Origin of the sequence: Pseudomonas tensinigenes (assembly GCF_014268445.2) — a bacterium.
In the GTDB taxonomy this organism is placed as follows: domain Bacteria; phylum Pseudomonadota; class Gammaproteobacteria; order Pseudomonadales; family Pseudomonadaceae; genus Aquipseudomonas; species Aquipseudomonas tensinigenes.
Window position 1 is genome coordinate 3,960,592 of sequence record NZ_CP077089.1, and the last position, 20,878, is coordinate 3,981,469.

A 20,878-nucleotide genomic window follows, 5' to 3' on the forward strand; every position below is an offset into this window, starting at 1 on the left:
CCGCAAAACATCAATCGCCACACCATCGATGAGTTCAAAGTCTGGCCGTCCCAGTGACACAACTGCCTATCCAATAACTCACAAGAAGGCGATGCCATGTCAGGCCAAGGCAAGTTCAAAAAACAGCTTTCACTGATCGACCTCACATTTATCGGGCTCGGGGCGATCTTCGGTTCCGGCTGGTTGTTCGCGGCCAGTCATGTGTCCGCCATTGCCGGGCCGGCGGGGATTTTTTCCTGGCTGCTGGGCGGTTTTGCCGTGTTGTTGCTGGGCATCGTCTATTGCGAGCTGGGCGCTGCATTGCCGCGAGCCGGCGGTGTGGTGCGCTATCCGGTTTACTCCCACGGGCCGCTGCTGGGCTACCTGATGGGCTTCATTACCCTGATTGCGTTTTCCAGCCTGGTGGCGATCGAAGTGGTTGCCTCACGCCAATACGCGGCGGCATGGTTTCCCGAGCTGACCAAGGCTGGTTCTGGCGATCCGACGATTCTCGGCTGGCTGGTGCAGTTCGGCCTTCTGTGCGTATTTTTCCTGCTCAACTACCGCAGCGTAAAGACCTTCGCCAAGGCCAATAATCTGGTCAGCGTGTTCAAGTTCATCGTGCCGCTGCTGGTGATCGGCGTGCTGTTCACCTTCTTCAAACCGGCGAATTTCCAAGTACAAGGTTTCGCCCCGTTCGGCTTGTCCGGTATCGAAATGGCGGTGTCGGCGGGCGGTGTGATTTTCGCTTACCTAGGGCTGACGCCGATCATCTCGGTGGCCAGTGAAGTGAAGAATCCACAGCGCACCATTCCCATCGCACTGATCCTCTCGGTGCTGCTGTCGACGCTGATTTATGTACTGCTGCAAATGGCCTTTCTCGGCAGCATCCCGACGGAAATGCTCGCCAATGGCTGGGCCGGTATCAGCAAGGAATTTTCCCTGCCGTACCGCGACATCGCGCTGACGCTGGGCGTGGGCTGGCTGGCGTATCTGGTGGTCGCCGACGCAGTGATCTCGCCGAGCGGCTGCGGCAACATCTACATGAACGCTACCCCGCGAGTGATTTACGGTTGGGCGCAGACCGGCACCTTCTTCAAAGTCTTCACCCACATCGATGAAAAATCCGGCATCCCGCGACCGGCGCTGTGGCTGACCTTCGCCCTGTCGGTGTTCTGGACCCTGCCGTTCCCGTCGTGGGAGGCGCTGATCAACGTGGTTTCCGCTGCGCTGGTGTTGAGCTACGCCGTAGCCCCTGTGACCGTGGCCGCGCTGCGCCGCAATGCGCCGGACATGCCGCGCCCGTTCCGGGTCAAGTGCATGGGTCTGCTCGGGCCGGTGTCGTTCATCATCGCCGCGCTGATCGTCTACTGGTCGGGCTGGAACACCGTGTCGTGGCTGCTCGGCCTGCAAATCCTGATGTTCGTGGTCTACCTGCTCTGCGGTCGTTTTGTGCCGACCGCTCACCTCAATCTGGCCAGCCAAGTGCGCTCCTCGGCGTGGTTGATCGCCTTCTACGCGGTGACCATCGTGCTGTCGAAGCTCGGCACCTTTGGCGGCCTCGGCATCCTCGCACACCCGTTCGACACCATCGTCGTCGCTGCTTGCGCCACCGGCATTTATTACTGGGGCGCCGCGACCGGTGTGCCGGCGCATCTGCTGCGTCTTGAAGAGGACGATGAGGAAAGCGAAGTCACCGCCTCCGCCGCGACCGTGGCTGCGCGCCCTGCCGGCGCCTACTGAAATCACCTAAAGGAATCTATCCATGAAAAAACTACACGTCATTGATTCCCACACCGGCGGTGAACCCACGCGTCTGGTGATGACAGGCTTCCCCGATCTGCCCGGCAACAGCATGGTGGAAAAACGCGATGCGCTGCGCACTGAGCATGATCAATGGCGCCGCGCCTGCCTGCTGGAGCCCCGTGGCAATGATGTATTGGTCGGCGCGTTGTATTGCGCGCCAGTCTCGCCGGACGCCACGTGCGGGGTGATTTTCTTCAACAACGCCGGTTATCTGGGCATGTGCGGCCACGGAACGATTGGTCTGATCAACTCGTTGCAGTACCTGGGGAAAATCGAACCGGGCGTGCACAAGATCGACACCCCGGTCGGCCCGGTCAGCGCCACTTTGCATGGCGACGGAACCGTCACCTTGGGCAACGTCCCCGCTTATCGCCACCGCAAACAGGTACCGGTGGATGTGCCGGGTTACGGCCGCGTGTTGGGCGATATCGCCTATGGCGGCAACTGGTTCTTCCTGGTTTCCGAGCACGGCCAGACGCTGACCATGGACAACGTCGAACATCTTACGGCGTACACCTGGGCGATGCTCAAGGCTCTCGAAGACCAAAGCATTTTCGGCGAAGACGGTGCCGTCATCGATCACATCGAACTGTTCGCCGATGACGATCGGGCCGACAGCCGCAACTTCGTCATGTGCCCCGGCAAAGCCTACGACCGCTCCCCGTGCGGCACCGGCACCAGCGCCAAACTCGCCTGTCTGGCCGCCGACGACAAGCTGCAACCCGGCGCAACCTGGGTGCAGGCGAGCATCACCGGCAGCCAGTTCGAAGGCCGCTTCGAATGGCAAGGCGAACGCATTCGTCCGTACATCACCGGACGCGCGTACATGACCGCCGACAGCACCTTGCTGATCGATGAAGCAGACCCGTTCGCGTGGGGCATCTGAGCCACCGCGCAGACTTTTCACCTTACTTTGAATGATGTGCCAAGGAGTTAAAACAATGAGCGACAACATCTTCACCGGTTGCATGCCGGCCCTGATGACCCCGTGCACCGCCCAGCGCAAACCGGACTTCGACGCGTTGGTGGCCAAGGGTCGCGAACTGATCGATATCGGCATGAGCGCCGTGGTTTATTGCGGTTCGATGGGCGACTGGCCGTTGCTCACCGAGGCTGAACGGCAGGAAGGCGTGGCGCGTCTGGTCGCTGCCGGCATCCCTACGATTGTCGGCACCGGCGCGGTGAATTCCCGTGAAGCGGTTTCCCATGCGGCGCACGCGGCAAAAGTCGGCGCGCAGGGTTTGATGGTGATTCCCCGCGTGCTGTCCCGTGGTGCTTCGGCGACTGCGCAAAAAGCCCACTTCGCCGCGATTCTGCAAGCCGCACCGAACCTGCCAGCAGTGATCTACAACAGCCCTTACTACGGCTTCGCCACCCGCGCCGACCTGTTCTTCGAACTGCGTCGCGAGTACCCGAACCTGATCGGCTTCAAGGAATTCGGCGGTGGTGCCGACCTGCGTTACGCCGCCGAAAACATCACCAGCAAAGACGATGACGTGACCCTGATGGTCGGTGTCGACACGCAAGTGGTGCACGGTTTCGTCAACTGCAACGCCACCGGTGCGATCACCGGTATCGGCAACGCCCTGCCCCGCGAGGTGCTGCAACTGGTGGCGCTGAGCAAGCAGGCGGCCAAGGGTGATGCCAAGGCCCGTCGTCAGGCGCGAGAGCTGGAATCGGCGCTGGCGGTGCTGTCGTCGTTCGATGAAGGCTGCGATCTGGTGCTGTACTACAAGCATCTGATGGTGCTCAACGGCGACAAGGAATACACCCTGCACTTCAACGAAACCGATGCGTTGAGCGATTCGCAGCGGCGTTATGCCGAGAAGCAGTACTCGCTGTTCCGTCACTGGTACGAGAACTGGTCGGCGGAACAGAACTTCGCCTGATCAACGCCTCCTCACCTGCCGCGATGCGTTGTGCTACGCGGCAGGCATTTCCCTTTTTATCAGGAAGACACCATGACTCTGACGGGCCACATGCTGATCGGGCAGCACTCGGTTGCGGGTAATCGCGAGGCTATTCGCGGGATCAATCCGGCCACGAATGAAGCGCTGGAACCGGCGTATGCCGGAGGATCGACGGAGCATGTCGAACAGGCCTGCGCGCTGGCCTGGGCAGCGTTCGATGTTTATCGCGAGACAGCACTGAATCTCCGCGCCGAATTTCTGGAAAGCATTGCTGGAGAAATCGAAGGGCTCGGCGATGAACTGATTGACCGTGCCCATGCCGAAAGCGGTCTGCCGCGTGCACGGTTACTGGGCGAACGCGGGCGTACTTGCCAACAATTGAGAATGTTCGCCCGCACCGTCCGCGGCGGTGAATGGCTGGACGTGCGCGTCGATAGCGCGCAGCCGCAGCGCCAACCGCTGCCGCGCGCGGATCTGCGTCAACGGCAGATTGCACTCGGGCCGGTCGCGGTATTTGGTGCGAGCAATTTTCCGCTGGCGTTTTCAGTCGCGGGCGGTGACACCGCATCGGCACTGGCCGCCGGTTGTCCGGTGATCGTCAAGGCGCACAGTGCCCATCCCGGCACCAGCGAACTGGTCGGCCGCGCAGTCGCTCGGGCGGTAAAAGCCTGTGGTTTGCCGGAAGGCGTGTTCTCGTTGCTGTACGGTTCCGGCCGCGAAGTGGGCATTGCGTTGGTCACTGATCCACGGATCAAAGCAGTGGGTTTCACCGGTTCGCGCAGCGGCGGTCTGGCGCTGATTCAAGCGGCGCAAGCGCGGCCCGAACCGATTCCGGTGTATGCGGAAATGAGTTCGATCAATCCGGTGTTGCTGTTTCCAGCGGCGTTGGACAATCGCACGCAAGCATTGGCGGCAGGATTTGTGGCTTCGCTGACATTAGGCGCGGGCCAGTTCTGCACCAACCCGGGCTTGGTGATTGCCTTGAAAGGACCGGCGCTGGACAAGTTTGTCGCCGCCACCGCCGTAGTCATTCAACGCAGTCCGGCGCAGACGATGCTGACACCGGGCATCTTCAGTGCTTACGAGTCTGCCGTGAATGCAGTGGCCGAGAATGCCAGCGCGAACATCGCCGGTGTTGGTCAGAGCGGCAACGGCCCGAACCAATGTCAGGCCTGTGTATTCGTGACCGAGGCCGCTGACTTTCTCGCCGATCACCGCCTGCAAGCGGAAGCATTCGGGGCGGCGGCGCTGATCGTGCAATGCAGCAGTGAGGCTGAAATCCGCGAGGTCACCGAACATCTGGAAGGCCAGTTGACCGCCACGTTGCATCTGGATGACCAAGACCTGGAACAGGCGCGTGCATTGCTGCCGACGCTCGAGCGCAGGGCCGGTCGCTTGCTGGTCAACGGCTGGCCCACCGGGGTCGAGGTGTGTGACGCGATGGTGCATGGCGGGCCGTTCCCGGCCACGTCCGACTCGCGCACGACATCCGTCGGTACAGCGGCGATCCTGCGTTTCCTGCGCCCGGTCTGCTATCAGGACTTCCCCGACAGTTTGCTGCCTGACGCATTGAAACAAGGCAATCCGCTGCAATTGCGTCGCCTGCTCGATGGGCAAAGGGAAGCGCAGCACCATGACCAATAACGTCTCCCACGACATCGCTGTAGTCGGCGCCGGCATCATCGGTGTCGCCTGCGCACTGCGTCTGGCACGCCAAGGATTGCGCGTGGTGGTCATCGATTCGCAGCAACCCGGCCACGGCGCCTCGTTCGGCAATGCCGGGCATCTGGCGACCGAGCAAGTGTTTCCGATCGCCGATGCGTCCATCCTCAAGCGCCTGCCGGCCATGTTGATGGACCCAATGGGACCACTGCGACTGGACTGGAAGTACCTGCCGCGCGCCTTGCCGTGGTTCACGCGGCTGCTGTTGAATCTGCGCCCGGCGCCTTTTCAGAACACCGTGGCAGGTTTGCGCGCGCTCAATGAAAACAGTCTGCAGGCTTGGCAGCGCTTGCTCGCCGACATCCAGCGGCCGGACCTGCTGAAGATCGATGGCTCGTTGCTGGTGTTCGAACGGCCCGAATCACGTCAGGCAATCCAGGCACTAAAGGCCCGAATGCATCAGCAGCAGGTGCCGGTCGACTACTGGCAGGCCGGCGCCATCCGCGAAACCGCACCACAACTCAGCGAACAGATTCAGGGCGGCTTGTTTTTCCCGCGCACCGGGCATTTCATCGATCCCTACCGCGTGGTCTGTGAACTGGTCGAAGCGGCCAAGGCCAGTGGCGTGAGTTTTGTCCAGCAACAGGTTCAGGGCGGCCACGTGCAGGAGCACGGGGTCACGCTGACCACCGGCAATGGCGCTCTGACTGCAAGTCGCGTGCTGATCGCCTGCGGTGCGCACTCAGCGAAACTCACCGCCGCCCTCACCGGCAAAAAAGTACCGCTGGACACCGAGCGCGGCTATCACCTGATGCTGCCGCAGGAGCGCGACCGCCTGCCCATCCCCGTCACCTCGCTGGAGCGCAAGTTCATCATGACGCCGATGTCCGAGGGGTTGCGGTTGGCGGGCACCGTCGAGTTCGCCGGGCTGGAAAAGCCACCGAGCATGGAACGCGCGTGGCAGTTGCATCGGTTGAGTCAGGGTCTGTTCCGCAAGGATCTGAGTGCTGAAGCGGCGACGCCTTGGATGGGTTTTCGACCGTCATTGCCGGATTCGTTGCCGGTGATTGATCAGGTCTGTGAGGGCAAGGTGTTGCTTGCGTTTGGGCATCAGCATCTGGGGCTGACGCAGGCGGCGGTGACGGCGGAGATGGTGGTGCGGATGACGGACGCAGATGCAATCCGGGCAACGGCTTTGCCAAGTGGCGCGCCCTATCGACTGGCACGTTTCTGACGGCCACAGAACAGCAAGATCGAACGTGAGCGTGCTTAGCGGCGCTGCCACCGTTTTATCTGCACATCACGAGCGCCTGATAGGAATAGGCAAGGCTGCAAGACAAACCGGCATAGGTTACCGCTTGGGTGGTGGTTACCATGACGTCACACCCGAGTCATTGGAGACCGTCATGAAACCCAGCAAAACCCTGTTCATCACCGGCGTCAGCAGCGGTTTCGGCCATGCACTGGCCAAGGAAGCCATTGCCAACGGCCACCGCGTGATCGGTACTGTGCGTAATGAAACCGACCTGAAAAACTTCCAGGCGCTGTCCCCGGAGAACGCTTACGGCGTGCTGCTGGACGTCACTGACTTTGAGCGGATCGACAGCGTCATTGCGCAAGTCGAAGCCACGCATGGCCCGGTCGATGTGCTGGTCAACAATGCCGGTTACGGTCACGAAGGCATTTTTGAAGAATCGCCGCTGGAGGACATGCGCGGTCAGTTCGACGTCAATGTGTTCGGCGCGGTCGCAATGACCAAAGCCTTCCTGCCCTACTTCCGCCAGCGTCGCGCCGGCCACATCCTCAACATCACCTCCATGGGCGGCACCATCACGATGCCCGGCATCGCCTATTACTGCGGCAGCAAATTTGCGCTTGAAGGGATCTCCGATACCCTGAGCAAAGAGCTGCGCCCCTTCAATGTCTTCGTCACGGCGGTGGCGCCTGGCTCGTTTCGCACCGACTGGGCCGGCCGTTCGATGCAACGCACCGCGCGCAGCATTGCCGACTACGACGCCAGTTTCGACCCGATCCGCCAAGCCCGGGAAGCAAAAAGCGGCAAACAGCTCGGCGACCCGCAAAAGGCTGCGCAAGCGATGCTGCAGATCATCGATTGTCCCGAGCCTCCCGCCCATTTGTTACTCGGCAGTGACGCGTTGGGACTGGTGCGTGACCGACTGCAACAGGCGCTCGACGAGATTGATCAATGGCAAGCGCTGAGTTGCTCCACCGATCACTGAGAGAGAAAACAATGACGCCGGCCGATGGCAGCACCGCGCGCATGGTGCAACTGATGGAAGTCCTCGCCCCGGTCGAGGGCTACAACCTCAGCGCGCTCGATGACGTGCGCTTCCTGCGCTCGAATCGCCCACTGACGCGCACTCCGGTGTTGTACGACCCCGGCATTGTCATCCTCTGCCAGGGTCGCAAGCGCGGTTATCTGGGTGAGGACACCTACGTCTATGACGCGCAGCATTATCTGGTGGTGTCCGTGCCCATCCCCTTCACCATGGAGACCGACGCCACGGCAGCCGAGCCGATGCTCGCGATTTACATGCAACTGGACTTTCAGTTGGCCAGCGAGTTGATGGTGCAAGTCGATGAGGTGCATGGCGTCAGCGATGCTGAGCCAAAAGGCATGTACGCCTCGCCGATGGACGACGCGCTGCGCACCACGACCTTGCGTTTTCTCGAGGCGATGAGCGTCGCTGGTGAAGCGCAAATTCTCGGGCCGGCGCTGGTGCGTGAGATCTATTACCGCATTCTCACGGGCGAGCAAGGTGGATCAATGCGTGCCGCGCTGCATCGTCGCGGGCATTTCGGCAAGGTGAGCCGGGCGATCCGCAAGATTCACAGCTGTTATCAGCAGCGCCTCGACGTCGAGCAATTGGCCCATGAAGCGAGCATGAGCGTGCCGAGTTTTCACCTGCACTTCCGCAATGTGACCGATACCTCACCGATGCAATACCTGAAGTCGACACGCCTGCACCAGGCGCGGCTGCTGATGCTGCGCCAGGCCATGAGCGCATCGGCGGCAGCGTTCGACGTCGGTTATGAAAGCGCCTCGCAATTCAGTCGCGAGTTCAAACGGTTTTTCGGCCGGACGCCGCAGGCGGAGATTGAATGGATGAAGACGACGTACTCATTGCCGCCGCCGACAACGCCTTCCGAATTCGTATCGTCGCACTAGTCCGGTCATTTCGCGGGATGAAGCGCCGCGCCGTGGTGCATTGCCAGATGCCCGGTCTTGTCACTTTTGACTTCGTACTGCGGCTCGTCCTTGGAAGCAGGCCGATAGCGGCCCATGAACTCGACATCCCGGGTGTGCACCTTGACCACCTTGCCGCGAATCTCGCCGGTTTCGCTGTTCCAGTGAACCGCGTCGCCGACCTTGAATGACGTGCTCATGGCCTGTCCCCCACACTTATTCAATCCGGTCATTGCGACTCAGGATGCTCGCTCGACACCGAGTTATTGGCCGCCACATCCGTCATGTCTTCATCGAGCGGCGACTCTTCATCGGCGGGCAACGGAACCTCGGGCGGGTTGCGTTTCGGATCATGCCCCGTCTCATTGTCCGTGGTCCGTGTCACGTCTTGCTGTGACCGGTTGCCCGGTGCATTTTCATCGATGTCCATGCTTGCTTCTCCGTTCTTGTACGCGGGATATCCGCGCTTAAACGTGAGAGGCAACGGCACAGCGCAAGTGCCGGGCACTGGACGAACGGTGCTCCAACGAAAAAAGCCTGCCGTTCAGGGCAGGCTTTCGCTTGGTGACTAAAAATAATCGTGCCGGGCCAGCCGCGCTCTAATCGTAAAACGCCTCAACCAACACCCGACTGCCGACAAAAAAACTGTCCGCCACCAAGCGCAACGGCTGCACATCCAGGTCACTGGCCTTATCGCCAATCAACTGCTGAAAATGCCGATACACTGCCGCGTACTCACCCTCCCCCGACACGGCCTGACGCACGCCATCGATGCTCAACAACGCGCCGCCGTTATCCAGACGCAGAACACCCTCGGCGCAACGCACCTCGATACTCCACAGCTCATCATGGCCATGGTCGAAGTCGAACTCCGCACGCACATCGAGTTGATGCGCATCAGCCATTTTGATCGACGCAGCAATCGGCGATTGGCAGTTGCTCGGCACGCGCAGTTCAGCCGATTCGACAAACAGCGGCAGCTTCAGCAGATGGGTGACGATCGACAAGGCATTGATGCCCGGATCGAATACGCCGAGGCCGCCGGGTTGCCAAATCCAGGTCTGCCCGGGGTGCCATTTGCGTACATCTTCTTTCCAGTCGATCTGCACGCTTTGCAGCGTGCGCGAGGCGAGCCAGTCGCGCGCGGCTTCGATACCGGGCGCATAGCGTGAATGCCAGGCAAACAAGGCGCTGACGCCCCGCTCTGCTGCCTGATCAACCAAGGCCAATGCCTCACCCAAAGTGGCACACGGTGGTTTTTCCACCAACACGTGTTTGCCGGCGGCCAGCGCTTGCTGCACCAGGGCAAAACGACCTTGCGGCGGCGTGCAGAAGGCAATCGCATCCACCGGCGGACCGTTTTCCAGCAACTCACTCAACGATTGGAAGTTCTCAACGCCCGCGCAGGGCTTGCCCTGGGTGGCGACGGAGACCAACTGGAAAGCGGGATTGGCGAGGATTGCCGGCACATGTTGATCCTGGGCGATCTTGCCGTAGCCCACCAGACCGAGACGGATTGGTTGCATCAATGACTCCTGTTTTGATTTTGTTGTCGTCAGTGAATCGGGAGATTACCTGCAAACGCCACGAGCGTCTGTCCGCGCAATGTCACAACAACGCACAGGATCAGGCAAGGATTGCACAGGAATGCACTAGTGCCCGAAGCGCTGGAAAAGAAACAATGCCTTACGACAAACCGATCGAGGATGTTCCCATGCTTGTACAAGCCTACGGCGCCCACGCGGGCGACAAACCCCTTGAACCGATGCAGATTAATCGCCGCGCGCCGGCCGCCCATGATGTGCAGATCGATATCGCCTTTTGTGGCATCTGCCATTCGGATCTGCACCAGGTGCGCGCGGAATGGGCCGGCACGCAATTCCCTTGCGTCCCGGGCCACGAAATCGTCGGCCGCGTTTCCGCCGTCGGTGCACATGTTTCGGACTACAAGGTCGGTGATCTGGTCGGCGTCGGTTGCATCGTCGACAGCTGCAAACATTGCGATGACTGCGAAAGCGGGCTAGAAAACTACTGCGACGGCATGATCGGCACCTACAACTTCCCGACCGCGGATGCGCCGGGCTGGACGCTGGGCGGCTATTCGCAAAACATCGTTGTGCATGAACGCTACGTGTTGCGTATCCGTCATCCTGAAGCGCAACTGGCCGCCGTCGCACCGCTGCTGTGCGCGGGCATCACCACCTACTCGCCGCTGCGTCACTGGAATGCGGGACCGGGCAAGAAAGTCGGCGTGGTTGGCATCGGTGGCCTTGGCCACATGGGCATCAAACTGGCTCACGCTCTGGGTGCCCACGTTGTCGCGTTCACTACCTCTGAATCCAAGCGTGAAGCAGCCAAGGCGCTGGGCGCCGATGAGGTTGTGGTGTCGCGCAACGCGGAAGAAATGGCCGCACACGCCAAGAGTTTCGACTTGATCCTCAACACGGTCGCCGCCCCGCACGATCTCGATGCTTTTCTGGTGCTGCTCAAGCGTGATGGTGCCCTGACGCTGGTCGGTGCGCCGGCCACCTCGCACCCGTCGCCGAACGTGTTCAACCTGATCATGAAGCGCCGCACGATTGCCGGTTCGATGATTGGCGGCATTGCCGAAACTCAGGAAATGCTCGATTTCTGTGCCGAGCACGGCATCGTTTCCGACATCGAACTGATCCGCGCCGACCAGATCAACGATGCCTACGAGCGCATGCTCCAGGGCGATGTGAAATATCGTTTCGTGATCGACAACGCAACGTTGGCTGGCTAAGCCTCAGCGCCCATTGGCCGTTCAGCGCGGCCAATGGGCCATCGAATTCCGTCGCCGGGATTTGACAGGTCCGGCGTTGCTCGCCAGAGTCGCACCCCTTTGCCTGCCATCAAGGGGTTGCCGTTGAACGAACAGACATTGTCCATGCGCCTCGAGCGGGTGGCTGCCCACGTACCTGCCGGTGCGCGACTGGCGGATATCGGCTCGGATCACGGCTATCTGCCGGTGGCGCTGATGCGTCGTGGTTTGATCAGCGCGGCCGTGGCTGGCGAGGTTGCGGCGACGCCGTTCCACGCGGCTGAACGCACTGTGCGCGAAAACGATTTGCAGCAGCACATCTGTGTGCGCAGGGCCGATGGTCTGGCAGCAATCAAACTTGACGACGGCATCACCGCCGTCAGCGTCTGCGGCATGGGCGGTGAAACCATCCGCGACATCCTCGACAGCGGCAAGGCTCACCTCAACGGCCAGGAACGTCTGATCCTGCAACCCAACGGCGGTGAACAACCCTTGCGCCAGTGGCTGATGGAAAACGGCTACCGCATCCTCAGTGAAGAAGTGCTGCGGGAAAACCGCTTCGACTACGAAATCATCGTCGCCGAACGCGCCGAACCGGTGAGCTATTCCGACCAGGAACTGTACTTCGGCCCGCTACAGATGCAGGCACGCAGTCCGGAGTTTCTGGCCAAGTGGCAACGCATACTGAACGAAAAGCAAAAGACCCTCGGTCAGTTCGCCCGGGCGCAGCAGGCTTTGCCCGAGGCGAAGGTACGAGAGATCACGCGACAGGCTGAATGGATCGCGCAGTTGCTGGCTTGAGAAGCCGTGGCCGGCAGGTGCGCATGCGCCAATTCCGCGGGCAGGCTCGCTTCCAGATTCTGGTATTGACCTCACGTCAACACTTCGCCCTTTCGTCCCTGGGCTTTGCTTTTGTCACCGTCACACTTGAACGGGAGTCCAAGTGTGACGGTGACGTGATGCTGCCCTCCCTTGAATTACAGTTGAGGGATAACGTTGTAAATCTCTGGCGGAGAGAGTTCTGAGTTCGCTTGAAAACCCTGACGTCATTGCCTTCCTCCGCAGCCGCTACCGCCCACTGCATTCAAATTACATTTCTTCACTAAGGTCAAACGCCACGCCGCTGGCTCTCCGTCAGCGGCATTACAGCACTCAGCTGACGACCGCACCCTTCGGGCCACTGGCAATCAGCGCAGCGCCACAGGCGGTTTTCATGCCATCGAGCGCGATGGGCGTGCCATCGACGGTGTAGGCGCTGCTGCCCTCGGCAATCGGGAATATCCCTTTGCACAACGGGCAACTGACCTTGTGACCGACACCGGCAATCGGCTTGCCATTGAGGTCAGTCCGGGAGAAGGCTTCGAGGACCTTGCCACCGTGAGTGGTGGAGTCGCCCAAGCGAATGGCGTCTTTCATGTTGTCACTCCTTTGACCAAGCCGCTGATATTCCATTTGATCCACGGGATCAATCAAACGCGAAACCGGTGGTGAACCGGCTTCAATACTCCTTACTCAGCCATCCAGACATCTTCATAGCCGGCTGTATCGATGATGAATTTTGCGCCAGTGGGCAGACAAAGATAATTCACAACCTGAGGCAACATTTCACTCAGGTGGTGAACATGGACAGGCTTGTAGAAGTCATCCGCGTCAGAGAACTCACCACAGTGAATAAACCAGCTGATATTGCCGTCTTCCGGCAATTTAACTCTTGTGCCATAAATCGGCGACTTGCCAAGCGAGTCAATAGCGATCGCGACCATCTCTTCGGGCGGTTGCACAGGCATTCCATACTTGCTACAGATTTCTGTTTGCGCCTGGTCCGGATAAACAGCGTCAGCCTTTTGCATAAATCAGATTCCCAGCTTGGTTTTCATACATTTTGAATACGATGATGCATGCCCACCCTGTTTTTTTGAGCAGACGGGGCAGTGTGACTGCACAGCCAACAACGAGGACTGATGCGTCACATCGTTAGTGCCCGTTCGATAATACTCCACCACCAAGGCATCTTTGTGATCAGCAACCATTTTAGGCGCCACGGTTCCACACACCACACAAGGTAGGCCCTGTACCGAGGCGGTTTGCGCCGTAGTAGGCCCACACGCCGAACTTCGAGCGTAAGGCTTTGTAATGCCAGGTTTTGGAGCAAATTGACTCTTGTCGGGAATACCCAGATTGTTCATCGGAACGGTTTTCCCCGTACCGTCTGGGGTATTCGTCAAGCCTAGAGGGTCAATCCAGCCTGTGGGGTTAGGCGCGTAAGCGTAGGTGTTCAAACCACCTGCATAACCTACCGGGTCCTTGCTTATGAATCGACCGACACCAGGGTCATAGTAGCGATGGCGGTTGTAATGCAGGCCGGTCTCGACATCGTGGTACTGCCCCTGGAAACGTATCGGGTTGGCCAACCCCAACTGCTGTGCTCGAGCGGAACGTTGCTCACGAACCTCTCCCCATGCCTTGTAGTGAGCACTCCAGGCAATCTCACCGTTCTCATCAGTGAGTTCTAATGGTGTCCCCATACGATCGCACTGGTACCAGGCAATCGCATCGAAACTTTGTACAGTCGGTTGGTGATTCCACAAGGGATCGTCGTCGAGCGTGTAGTCGCCAACATAATCGGGCAGTCCTGACAGTTGTATCGAGCCGTTGGAAACAGCCTGGGCTACCGGAATGTAAGTGCCTGGCTCAAAAACGTAATGAACCGTTCTCCCCGTTCCGTCATCTGCTTGAGCAGGACTGCTTTCCCACGCCAGGTTATCTCCGTCCCAGCCAAATAACGTGAAACCGCAGCCTAACTCTCTTTGTTTACGAGCATGTTCGTTGTGATTCCACTGAGACCCTGCCTCTGGACGCTCCTTGTAGTGAGCATTGGAGTTTTTGTACAGGCGCCGGCCCAACGCGTCATAAGCGAAATCGACACTCAAACGTGCATCGTCGAAATTCACCATTCGATCAAACAGATCCCAGCGCATACGGCTGTAACTTCCGTTGTGCCATCGCTGGATAAGATTGCCACGCTCGTCGTACTCATAGTGAGTACCGGCGTATTCACGCAGGAGGTTATCGAGCAACTTGCTGCGCGGCGTGTCCTGATCAAGCGGTCTTCGAACCTGCGTAACCGCGTCATCCAACAGATTACTGGCCGGATCGAATGCAAATGTTTCGGTGCCCAGTCGGTTGACGGCACTGATGAGACGGCCAACCGGGTCGTAGCGGTACGCCAATGGGCCCCGTCGAGTGTCGTTAATCTCGGTCAACTGGCCCACTGCATCGTACTTATACTCGCGCTTGAGTAGAGTCGATTTGTCGTCAGAGTGCCCCAGCAGTTGCTCCTGAAGCCGCCCAGCCGGGTCCCACTTCTGGGTTTGTAGTAGCCGATTACCTTGATGGCGTGCCACTTCACGGTGCAGATCGTCGCGCTCGTATGCAATCAGATCATGATCGTCCAGTCGTAACCCCAGAAGGTGGCCACTTCCATAGGTCAACCAGCTCACCTTGTGCCCGTCTGGGCGAACCGTCGCTATGCGTAGATTGAGAACGTCGTATTCATGTTTCCAGACAGCGACAAGAGGCATGTCGAGATCCAGATAGTGCTGGTGTTCACGAATAAGATTGCCGGCAGGATCATGAAACCAGTTCAGGCGACTGTTGCCGTTGCTGGCCATGACCAGACGACCATTTCCGTCATAGGCATACGCTTCACTTTGAGACTCACCGCCCAGATTTGCATGACGATCAGTCAGGCGCCCCATGGAGTCGAAGTTGAACTTGATGACACGCTGGCCATTGAACTTGCTATCCAGGCGCCCGGTTTCAGGATTGTATTGATAGCGAGTCGTGCGTCCGTCGAACCCCCTCTCCTCCAACAAGCGGCCAAGCGGATCGTAGTGAAAGTGGGCGCGTTGTTCGTTCTCGTTCTCCAAGGCAACCAGACGACCCAAACGGTCCCAGCTGTAACGCAGGCTCTGCTCGGCGGCATCTACACGCTCACTGACGAACCCGGCCGCGGTATAACTCCAAGTTGTGCATTGCGCCAATGCATCAACGTGCGCCAGCAGTCGCCCCTCTGCGTCCCGCTCAAAACGCTCTTCCGTTTTGTCAGGATGTTTGATCAGCACCAACTGACCATTTCTGTATTCGTATTCAGTGCTTTGTCCGGCGGCGTCAGTGAAGCAGATCATCTGGCCACGCGCATCGTACGCCCATGCGCTGGCCTTGCCAGAACAGTCAACGTACTTGGTCAGTTGGCCGGCCTCGTTGTATTCGATCGCTTTTTCATTGCCGTTGGCATCTTTGATGGCAATTGGCAGTCCGGCCTTGTTATAGGCGTACTCCGTCTTGTTGCCTAAAGGATCTATCGCCTCAACAAGGTTGCCGCGGTCGTCATACCCTCTTTGCCACTGACCACCTTCTGCGTCACTGATTTTGATCAGTTGATCATGGTCGTCAAACGCGTAGTACTCGACGCTGTCATCCGGGCGGATGTGTTCAACCATGTTCCCGTGGGCGTCGTAGCTGAAGCGATCGGTACTTCCATCTGTATGAACATGACGAACCAGATTTTTGGCGTCGTCACGAAAGAACCATTCAGAGCGCTCATCCGGATGACGGATGCGATAGGTATAGCCAAGGATGTCGTAGTAATGCCAGGTCTCGTTGCCATACGCGTCCGTCACATAGGTCAAACGAATATTGTCATCCCACTCAAGACGCGTATCGAAGCTGCCATCGTCCGCCCATTCCCGAATAGCCTTTGCGTCGGCGCCACGCCCCTGCCATTCGATGTTCATGCCCCGGGCGGTTCGATCGGTATAGCGAGTGATCAAGTGATGCTCGTACTGATACGACCAAGCGGCTCCATTTTCATCCTGGGCCAGAATCAGATTGCCGAAGGTGTCGTATTGATAACTGCACAGTTGACGCTGAGGCACGCCATCCTTGATCTCCCACAAACCGGTGAGACGTCCGTGATCATCAATTAACGTGCCCAGATGCGAAAGCACTTGAGTGACTTCGTCCTGATAAGTCATCAAGTCCGACAGGATCGATTCGTCACCGTGACGATGCTCGTAATGAAGCATGATCCCGGCACCGTTACGAAGTACAACGCCAGCCAACAGATAGCGCCGACCATGACGGACGTAGGTTTCCTTGCGCTCAAAGCCGTGGCATAACAGCAACTGATCTTCTCTGCTGCGGATCAGCGTGACGTTCTCTATAGGGTCATAGTGAAACAGTCCGACCTTGGGGAGTGGGTAGTCGTGGCTTCTGCCATCGGAGCCAAAAAAGACCAGACCCTCTTCTCGGCAATCGAAGCGTGTGCTCAGTTCGGTTACCCAGCGTGCACCCAATGAGCCTTGGTCATAGGCATCCAGTCGAGAGTTATAGGTTCTCGACCACTCGATTGGAAAGGCACCGGGCAGACTGAAGTCGATATGACGAAGTAGCTCTGAGCCCAGCGAAAAACTAATACTGTGGCAGGTCCCCGTACAAGCGACGTTCTTGTTTGGATTGGCTGCACCTTTGGCCGGTGCTTGATGACTGGAGGCCTCTAATCGACCTTCCCCGGCCTTGCGTTGTGCCTTGCTGGTCGCATTGGGTTTGACGCTCGCGCTCTGACCATGCCCACGGCGCTTGCGCCACGTCAAAACAGCACCGCTGAGCATTTGCAATAACCAGCCGATCGAATGACGTGTACCTGGATCCCCCAACTTGCTCAGTTGGGTTTTTATCTCAGGCCCCATGGCTCGCAAGGTTCCGGTATGCGTCAACACCAGCTTCTTGGCTTGATCCGGAAGCAGATTCCTGGCTGCACTGTTGGCGACACCCTTACCTACTGCTTTGTAAGCACTGAAGGCGGCACCAAAAATGTTCCCGATGGCCGCTTTAGGATCACTGAGCAGTTGATTGCCCGCCGTGGTGATTTTCTGACTGGCCGCGCGTGCATCGCCTTTCGCGTCAAGCTTGCCGTTGACGACGGCCTCAAGCCCTTTGGCAATTTCGCTGACCGCGCTTTCGCCCAGTTTTCCAGCGTCAGCGAGTATCCCGGAAAGCTTTCCTTGGGCTTGTTTGACGAAGTCATCAATCGTGCCGACGATGGTTGCATTCAAATGACCGACCAATACTTCAATCATTGAATCGCCCAACAGCATTTTGACGCTGTTGCGCAGTTCCTGACGAACAAGAAACAGGGTCGGACGCAAGCTCATGCGCGCTGCAGCCATCGTGGGAGGCGCGGGCAAGACACCAATCAGGTTGATGCCCAGGCTCACCCAGTCGAGCAGTTCGCGCTGCTTGCTTTTGGTGAGGGTCACGATATCGCCAAGCGCATCAACCAGCGCCATGATGTTGCCGACAACAGGCAGGGCTCCAGCTACACCCTTGATACGATCCAGCGTAACCACATCGCCACTGATAGATCGCAGCCAGGCATCAAATCGAGCCGCACCGCGCCCGACATCCTGCACATCCAGAGTGTTCAACGGTACAACGGCGACCTGTGGTTCACGTTTTTGCGCACCGGCTGCTTCAGTCATGACAGTACTTCTCCGGTCAGGAGGCTTGGAGTTTTAACAACAGATTTCGAAATCGTCGGCGCTGGCAGACTCGGCAATTTGCCCGCCTTGCTCGCCGCTCCAAGAAGACCCGAAGCACTCGGCAACGCCGCACTCGCCAGCTTCGGCAACCCGGCCACCCCGCCCTGCACCACGTCTTTCACCTGCTGCGCCGTTTGCATCGCGCCTTGCGCCGTCTGCATCGCACTCATCCCTGTTTGCGCCATGTCCTTGCCCTTCTCCAACATGTCCCAACTCTTGCTCGGCAACACCTGCGCGACCATCGCCTGCACCTGACTCGGCACGTCTTCGGCACCCGGCGGATTCACCGGCCACTCCGGTTTGCCGATGTAACTGCCATCGCTCCAGGTATCCGCCGGATCCTTGCCGAACAGCACACGCGCCGGCCCCGGTGCGGCGCCGGCGACACTGGCGAAACCTTTGCCGTCGAGCTTGCCCTTGATGCTCTTGCCCAAGGCATCGATGACTTCGTAGTCGCCCTCCTTTATGCCCTGACGCCCGGCGTACTGGTTGAACAATTCCAGATTGCCCTTGCCCGGTTTCGGCGGTTCCGGGAACACCCCGGCCAGACTTTTCGCGCCGGTGTAGGCGAAGTTCGCCGCGTGTGCGGTGTAAGGGCCGCTGGTGGCGTGGGTGATGCCGCCGGCGTTGTAGGTGGTGGCGCTGCCGCCGCCCTGAATCACCAGTTCGGTTTTCGCGGTGATGGTGATGCGGTCGGCGTTGGCGGTGATGTTGAGTTTGGCCAGCAGGTTGATGCTGTCCTTGAGCGCACGCACGTCGATATCACCGGAGGCCGCCACCAGCCGCCAACCCATGCTCTGCACGAACAGGCGCATGCCGCGACTGGCGCTGGCGAGCAGGCGTTTGCCGATGGACAGACTGGTGTGGCCGGTGCTGCTCAGCGCCAGGTGTTCGCCGGTGGCGATGTGGCTGGAACGTGGCGTGGTCAGGGCGATGCCGGCCGGGCTGGCGAGCACCAGATGCGGTTCGGTGAACTCGGGGAATTCGTTGGCGGTGAGGTTCGCCGGACCGCTACCGAGCACGCCTTGATGCTGGGCGTGCAGCGCTTTGGCGACGTCGTCCTGATCGCCGGCTTCCTGGGCTTGCAGCTCTTTGGCTTGCACCGCAAAACCGTCCTGCTGATCGCTGGCCGTCGCGAGGCGTTCAGCGGTTTCCGGCAGATCTTTGTGGTGCTTGGATTCGTTCGGACGCGGCTCAGTGGTGATGAGCAGACCGGCCGCCGCACGCACCGCACCGTGGCGGTCGGTTCTCAACTCAAAACCTTCACCACGCGGCTGACCACCGCTCGGACGTGGATGAGTCAGGTAACCGAGATTGATCGCACTCGCGCCGTGGTCGCTGCGCAGCGCGATGCTGATCTCGCTGGTGGTGTCGTCGATGCGCAGTTCGTTGGCGCGGCTGCCCTTGTATTCCTTGCTCTTGACCGTCGCCAGCGTCTTGAAATCCGGCAGTTTATACGGCGGCAGATTCGCGCCGTGGTACAGACAACCGGTGATCAGCGGCTGATCAGGATCGCCCTCCAGAAAGGTGATCAACACCTCCATGCCGACCCGTGGGATGTTGATCGAGCCAAAGGTTTCCGCGGCCCAGCTCGACGCGACGCGCATCCAGCAACTGGTCATGTCGTCGTGCTTGCCTTCGCGGTCCCAGAAGAACTGCACCTTCACCCGGCCGTATTGGTCGCAGTAAATCTCTTCACCCTCGGGGCCGCAGACCACCGCGCTCTGGGTGCCGAGGACTTTCGGTTTCGGGTGATCGAGTGGCGGACGGTACGGCACGTCCCACGGGATCGCGCTGAAGCGGTTGCGGTAGCCCTGGTGGAAATCGTCCTTGAGGTCGGTGGTGTCGCTGGTCACCGACTCTTCGAGCACCTGCGGCTGTTTGCCTTCGTGGAAAATTTCGGTGAGCAGCCACAAGTCATTCCACGTCGGGTTGGCGTGCTCGGTCAGGGCGAGAAAATGTCCGCTGACCAGAATCGGCTGATCGCTGTTGCCTTCGGCCAGACGGTAGTCGCTGCGATGGCGTTCCAGCGCGCGATTGGCCAGGTGTTTACCACGCTCGCGATCGACGAAACGGCCCGGGTAATCGTAGTCTTCGAGGTCCGGTTGCGCGCTGCTTTTGGCATCGCTTTCCAGCTCGATCTTCGGTTTGACGAAGTCGTAATCGCGGCGCGTGGTGCGGCTGGTGCGGGTGACCAGACGCAGGCCGAAGCGCTTGACCACCGGTTTGTCAGCGACCAGTCCGGAGTCTTGCTGATAGGCCACTGGCGCGAGTTTCGGGAACACCGTTTGGTCATCGCCGAAGGTCAGTTTGTGGCCGCTGGACGTGTGCTGGAAGTGGTAGTGAATCCCCTCCTCCTCGCACAAGCGCTGGATGAAATCCAGGTCCGACTCGTCGTACTGCACGCAGTAAATCCGTTCCGGATAAATCGCGCTGAGCTGGAAGTGGTAATCGCTGGCAAGGATGCCGTGTTCTTCCAGCACCTGGATGATGATCTGCTGCACCGTCATCTGCTGGAAGATGCGCTGGTTGACCCGGTGCGCGAGGTAGGCCAGTTGCGGGCGCAAGGAGATTTTGTAACGGGTCAGACGCTTGCCCGCCTCGCCTTGGGCGATGCTGTAGACCAACCCGTGAATCCCCGTGCCGGTTGGCGACAGCTGAAGAAACGCCAGTTTGTGCAGCACGCTTTCGAGGTTGATCGAGGCCTTTTCGCTGACCAGTTCCAGCTCGAATTCGAACGACGTGTTGAGGGCCTCGCGACCGGTGAAGGACAGCACCTGGAAATCGCTGTCGATGCCATCGACGGTCAGATTGAAATGAGGCTGGTTGGCCGGTGAGAACATCCCTTGTTCCTCGCGCAATGCTGCGACGCGCAACAGCCCTCAAGGGGCTATTGGCAAAAAATTCTTTAGAAGTGAATCCGCCCCGA

General features: G+C 59.3%; 16 protein-coding genes. 9 read left to right on the forward strand and 7 right to left on the reverse strand.

Annotated elements, in window-relative coordinates; genetic code table 11:
• The first annotated feature begins 96 nt into the window (after window positions 1–96).
• The 7 genes from HU718_RS17570 (at window position 97) to HU718_RS17600 (ending at window position 8,547) form a co-directional block, all read left to right on the forward strand.
• Complete coding sequence (locus HU718_RS17570) at window positions 97–1,722, forward strand: APC family permease (RefSeq protein WP_186616134.1); 1,626 nt, start codon at window positions 97–99, stop codon at window positions 1,720–1,722.
• A 22-nt stretch (window positions 1,723–1,744) separates the two neighbouring features.
• A complete protein-coding gene (locus HU718_RS17575; RefSeq protein ID WP_186616135.1) occupies window positions 1,745–2,671 on the forward strand; it encodes a 4-hydroxyproline epimerase in 927 nt (308 codons plus the stop codon).
• A 55-nt stretch (window positions 2,672–2,726) separates the two neighbouring features.
• On the forward strand, window positions 2,727–3,674 hold the full coding sequence (locus tag HU718_RS17580; protein WP_150750952.1) for a dihydrodipicolinate synthase family protein: 948 nt from the start codon (window positions 2,727–2,729) through the stop codon (window positions 3,672–3,674).
• Between the two features lie 72 nt (window positions 3,675–3,746).
• Window positions 3,747–5,339 carry an aldehyde dehydrogenase (NADP(+)) gene (locus HU718_RS17585; RefSeq protein WP_186616136.1) on the forward strand — a complete coding sequence of 531 codons (1,593 nt, stop codon included), beginning with the start codon at window positions 3,747–3,749 and terminating at the stop codon, window positions 5,337–5,339.
• Window positions 5,329–6,591, forward strand: coding sequence for an NAD(P)/FAD-dependent oxidoreductase (locus HU718_RS17590; protein ID WP_186616137.1), 1,263 nt, complete (start codon window positions 5,329–5,331; stop codon window positions 6,589–6,591). The genes HU718_RS17585 and HU718_RS17590 overlap by 11 nt, the downstream gene beginning before the upstream one ends.
• A 172-nt stretch (window positions 6,592–6,763) precedes the next feature.
• On the forward strand, window positions 6,764–7,597 hold the full coding sequence (locus HU718_RS17595; RefSeq protein ID WP_186616138.1) for an oxidoreductase: 834 nt from the start codon (window positions 6,764–6,766) through the stop codon (window positions 7,595–7,597).
• Between the two features lie 11 nt (window positions 7,598–7,608).
• The gene (locus tag HU718_RS17600; protein ID WP_150729105.1) at window positions 7,609–8,547 is read left to right on the forward strand and encodes an AraC family transcriptional regulator; all 939 of its coding nucleotides are present in this window, start codon (window positions 7,609–7,611) and stop codon (window positions 8,545–8,547) included.
• Window positions 8,548–8,552: 5 nt separating this feature from the next.
• Here the strand turns inward: HU718_RS17600 and HU718_RS17605 are convergent, their stop codons facing one another.
• The 3 genes from HU718_RS17605 to HU718_RS17615 form a co-directional block, all read right to left on the reverse strand.
• Entirely contained in the window at window positions 8,553–8,765 is a 213-nt protein-coding gene (locus tag HU718_RS17605; RefSeq protein WP_150729106.1) for a hypervirulence associated TUDOR domain-containing protein, read from the reverse strand.
• 29 nt (window positions 8,766–8,794) lie between these two features.
• Window positions 8,795–8,995, reverse strand: a complete 201-nt coding sequence (locus HU718_RS17610; protein ID WP_150707851.1) for a hypothetical protein — start codon at window positions 8,993–8,995, stop codon at window positions 8,795–8,797.
• 169 nt (window positions 8,996–9,164) lie between these two features.
• Window positions 9,165–10,091 carry a Gfo/Idh/MocA family protein gene (locus tag HU718_RS17615; RefSeq protein WP_186616139.1) on the reverse strand — a complete coding sequence of 309 codons (927 nt, stop codon included), beginning with the start codon at window positions 10,089–10,091 and terminating at the stop codon, window positions 9,165–9,167.
• Between the two features lie 188 nt (window positions 10,092–10,279).
• Here HU718_RS17615 and HU718_RS17620 point away from each other — a divergent pair, with 188 nt between their 5' ends.
• Window positions 10,280–11,329, forward strand: coding sequence for an NAD(P)-dependent alcohol dehydrogenase (locus HU718_RS17620; protein WP_127928461.1), 1,050 nt, complete (start codon window positions 10,280–10,282; stop codon window positions 11,327–11,329).
• Between the two features lie 123 nt (window positions 11,330–11,452).
• Window positions 11,453–12,148 (forward strand): tRNA (adenine(22)-N(1))-methyltransferase, encoded by a 696-nt coding sequence (locus HU718_RS17625; protein ID WP_302471966.1) that lies wholly within the window; start codon window positions 11,453–11,455, stop codon window positions 12,146–12,148.
• Between the two features lie 351 nt (window positions 12,149–12,499).
• On the opposite strand, the gene HU718_RS17630 is transcribed toward HU718_RS17625, so the two are convergent.
• The 4 genes from HU718_RS17630 to HU718_RS17645 form a co-directional block, all read right to left on the reverse strand.
• Window positions 12,500–12,763 (reverse strand): PAAR domain-containing protein, encoded by a 264-nt coding sequence (locus HU718_RS17630; RefSeq protein ID WP_116029674.1) that lies wholly within the window; start codon window positions 12,761–12,763, stop codon window positions 12,500–12,502.
• Window positions 12,764–12,855: 92 nt separating this feature from the next.
• Window positions 12,856–13,197 (reverse strand): immunity protein Imm33 domain-containing protein, encoded by a 342-nt coding sequence (locus tag HU718_RS17635; protein ID WP_186616141.1) that lies wholly within the window; start codon window positions 13,195–13,197, stop codon window positions 12,856–12,858.
• Between the two features lie 3 nt (window positions 13,198–13,200).
• A complete protein-coding gene (locus HU718_RS17640) occupies window positions 13,201–17,889 on the reverse strand; it encodes an RHS repeat-associated core domain-containing protein (RefSeq protein WP_116029672.1) in 4,689 nt (1,562 codons plus the stop codon).
• Entirely contained in the window at window positions 17,886–20,792 is a 2,907-nt protein-coding gene (locus tag HU718_RS17645; protein WP_217868228.1) for a type VI secretion system Vgr family protein, read from the reverse strand. The genes HU718_RS17640 and HU718_RS17645 overlap by 4 nt, the downstream gene beginning before the upstream one ends.
• Window positions 20,793–20,878 lie beyond the last annotated feature (86 nt).

Coding starts and splice junctions, on each gene's coding strand:
- HU718_RS17570 (WP_186616134.1), top strand. CDS start 97: ATGTCAGGCCAAGGCAAGTTCAAAAAACAGCTTTCACTGATCGACCTC.
- HU718_RS17575 (WP_186616135.1), top strand. CDS start 1,745: ATGAAAAAACTACACGTCATTGATTCCCACACCGGCGGTGAACCCACG.
- HU718_RS17580 (WP_150750952.1), top strand. CDS start 2,727: ATGAGCGACAACATCTTCACCGGTTGCATGCCGGCCCTGATGACCCCG.
- HU718_RS17585 (WP_186616136.1), top strand. CDS start 3,747: ATGACTCTGACGGGCCACATGCTGATCGGGCAGCACTCGGTTGCGGGT.
- HU718_RS17590 (WP_186616137.1), top strand. CDS start 5,329: ATGACCAATAACGTCTCCCACGACATCGCTGTAGTCGGCGCCGGCATC.
- HU718_RS17595 (WP_186616138.1), top strand. CDS start 6,764: ATGAAACCCAGCAAAACCCTGTTCATCACCGGCGTCAGCAGCGGTTTC.
- HU718_RS17600 (WP_150729105.1), top strand. CDS start 7,609: ATGACGCCGGCCGATGGCAGCACCGCGCGCATGGTGCAACTGATGGAA.
- HU718_RS17605 (WP_150729106.1), bottom strand. CDS start 8,765: ATGAGCACGTCATTCAAGGTCGGCGACGCGGTTCACTGGAACAGCGAA.
- HU718_RS17610 (WP_150707851.1), bottom strand. CDS start 8,995: ATGGACATCGATGAAAATGCACCGGGCAACCGGTCACAGCAAGACGTG.
- HU718_RS17615 (WP_186616139.1), bottom strand. CDS start 10,091: ATGCAACCAATCCGTCTCGGTCTGGTGGGCTACGGCAAGATCGCCCAG.
- HU718_RS17620 (WP_127928461.1), top strand. CDS start 10,280: ATGCTTGTACAAGCCTACGGCGCCCACGCGGGCGACAAACCCCTTGAA.
- HU718_RS17630 (WP_116029674.1), bottom strand. CDS start 12,763: ATGAAAGACGCCATTCGCTTGGGCGACTCCACCACTCACGGTGGCAAG.
- HU718_RS17635 (WP_186616141.1), bottom strand. CDS start 13,197: ATGCAAAAGGCTGACGCTGTTTATCCGGACCAGGCGCAAACAGAAATC.
- HU718_RS17640 (WP_116029672.1), bottom strand. CDS start 17,889: ATGACTGAAGCAGCCGGTGCGCAAAAACGTGAACCACAGGTCGCCGTT.
- HU718_RS17645 (WP_217868228.1), bottom strand. CDS start 20,792: ATGTTCTCACCGGCCAACCAGCCTCATTTCAATCTGACCGTCGATGGC.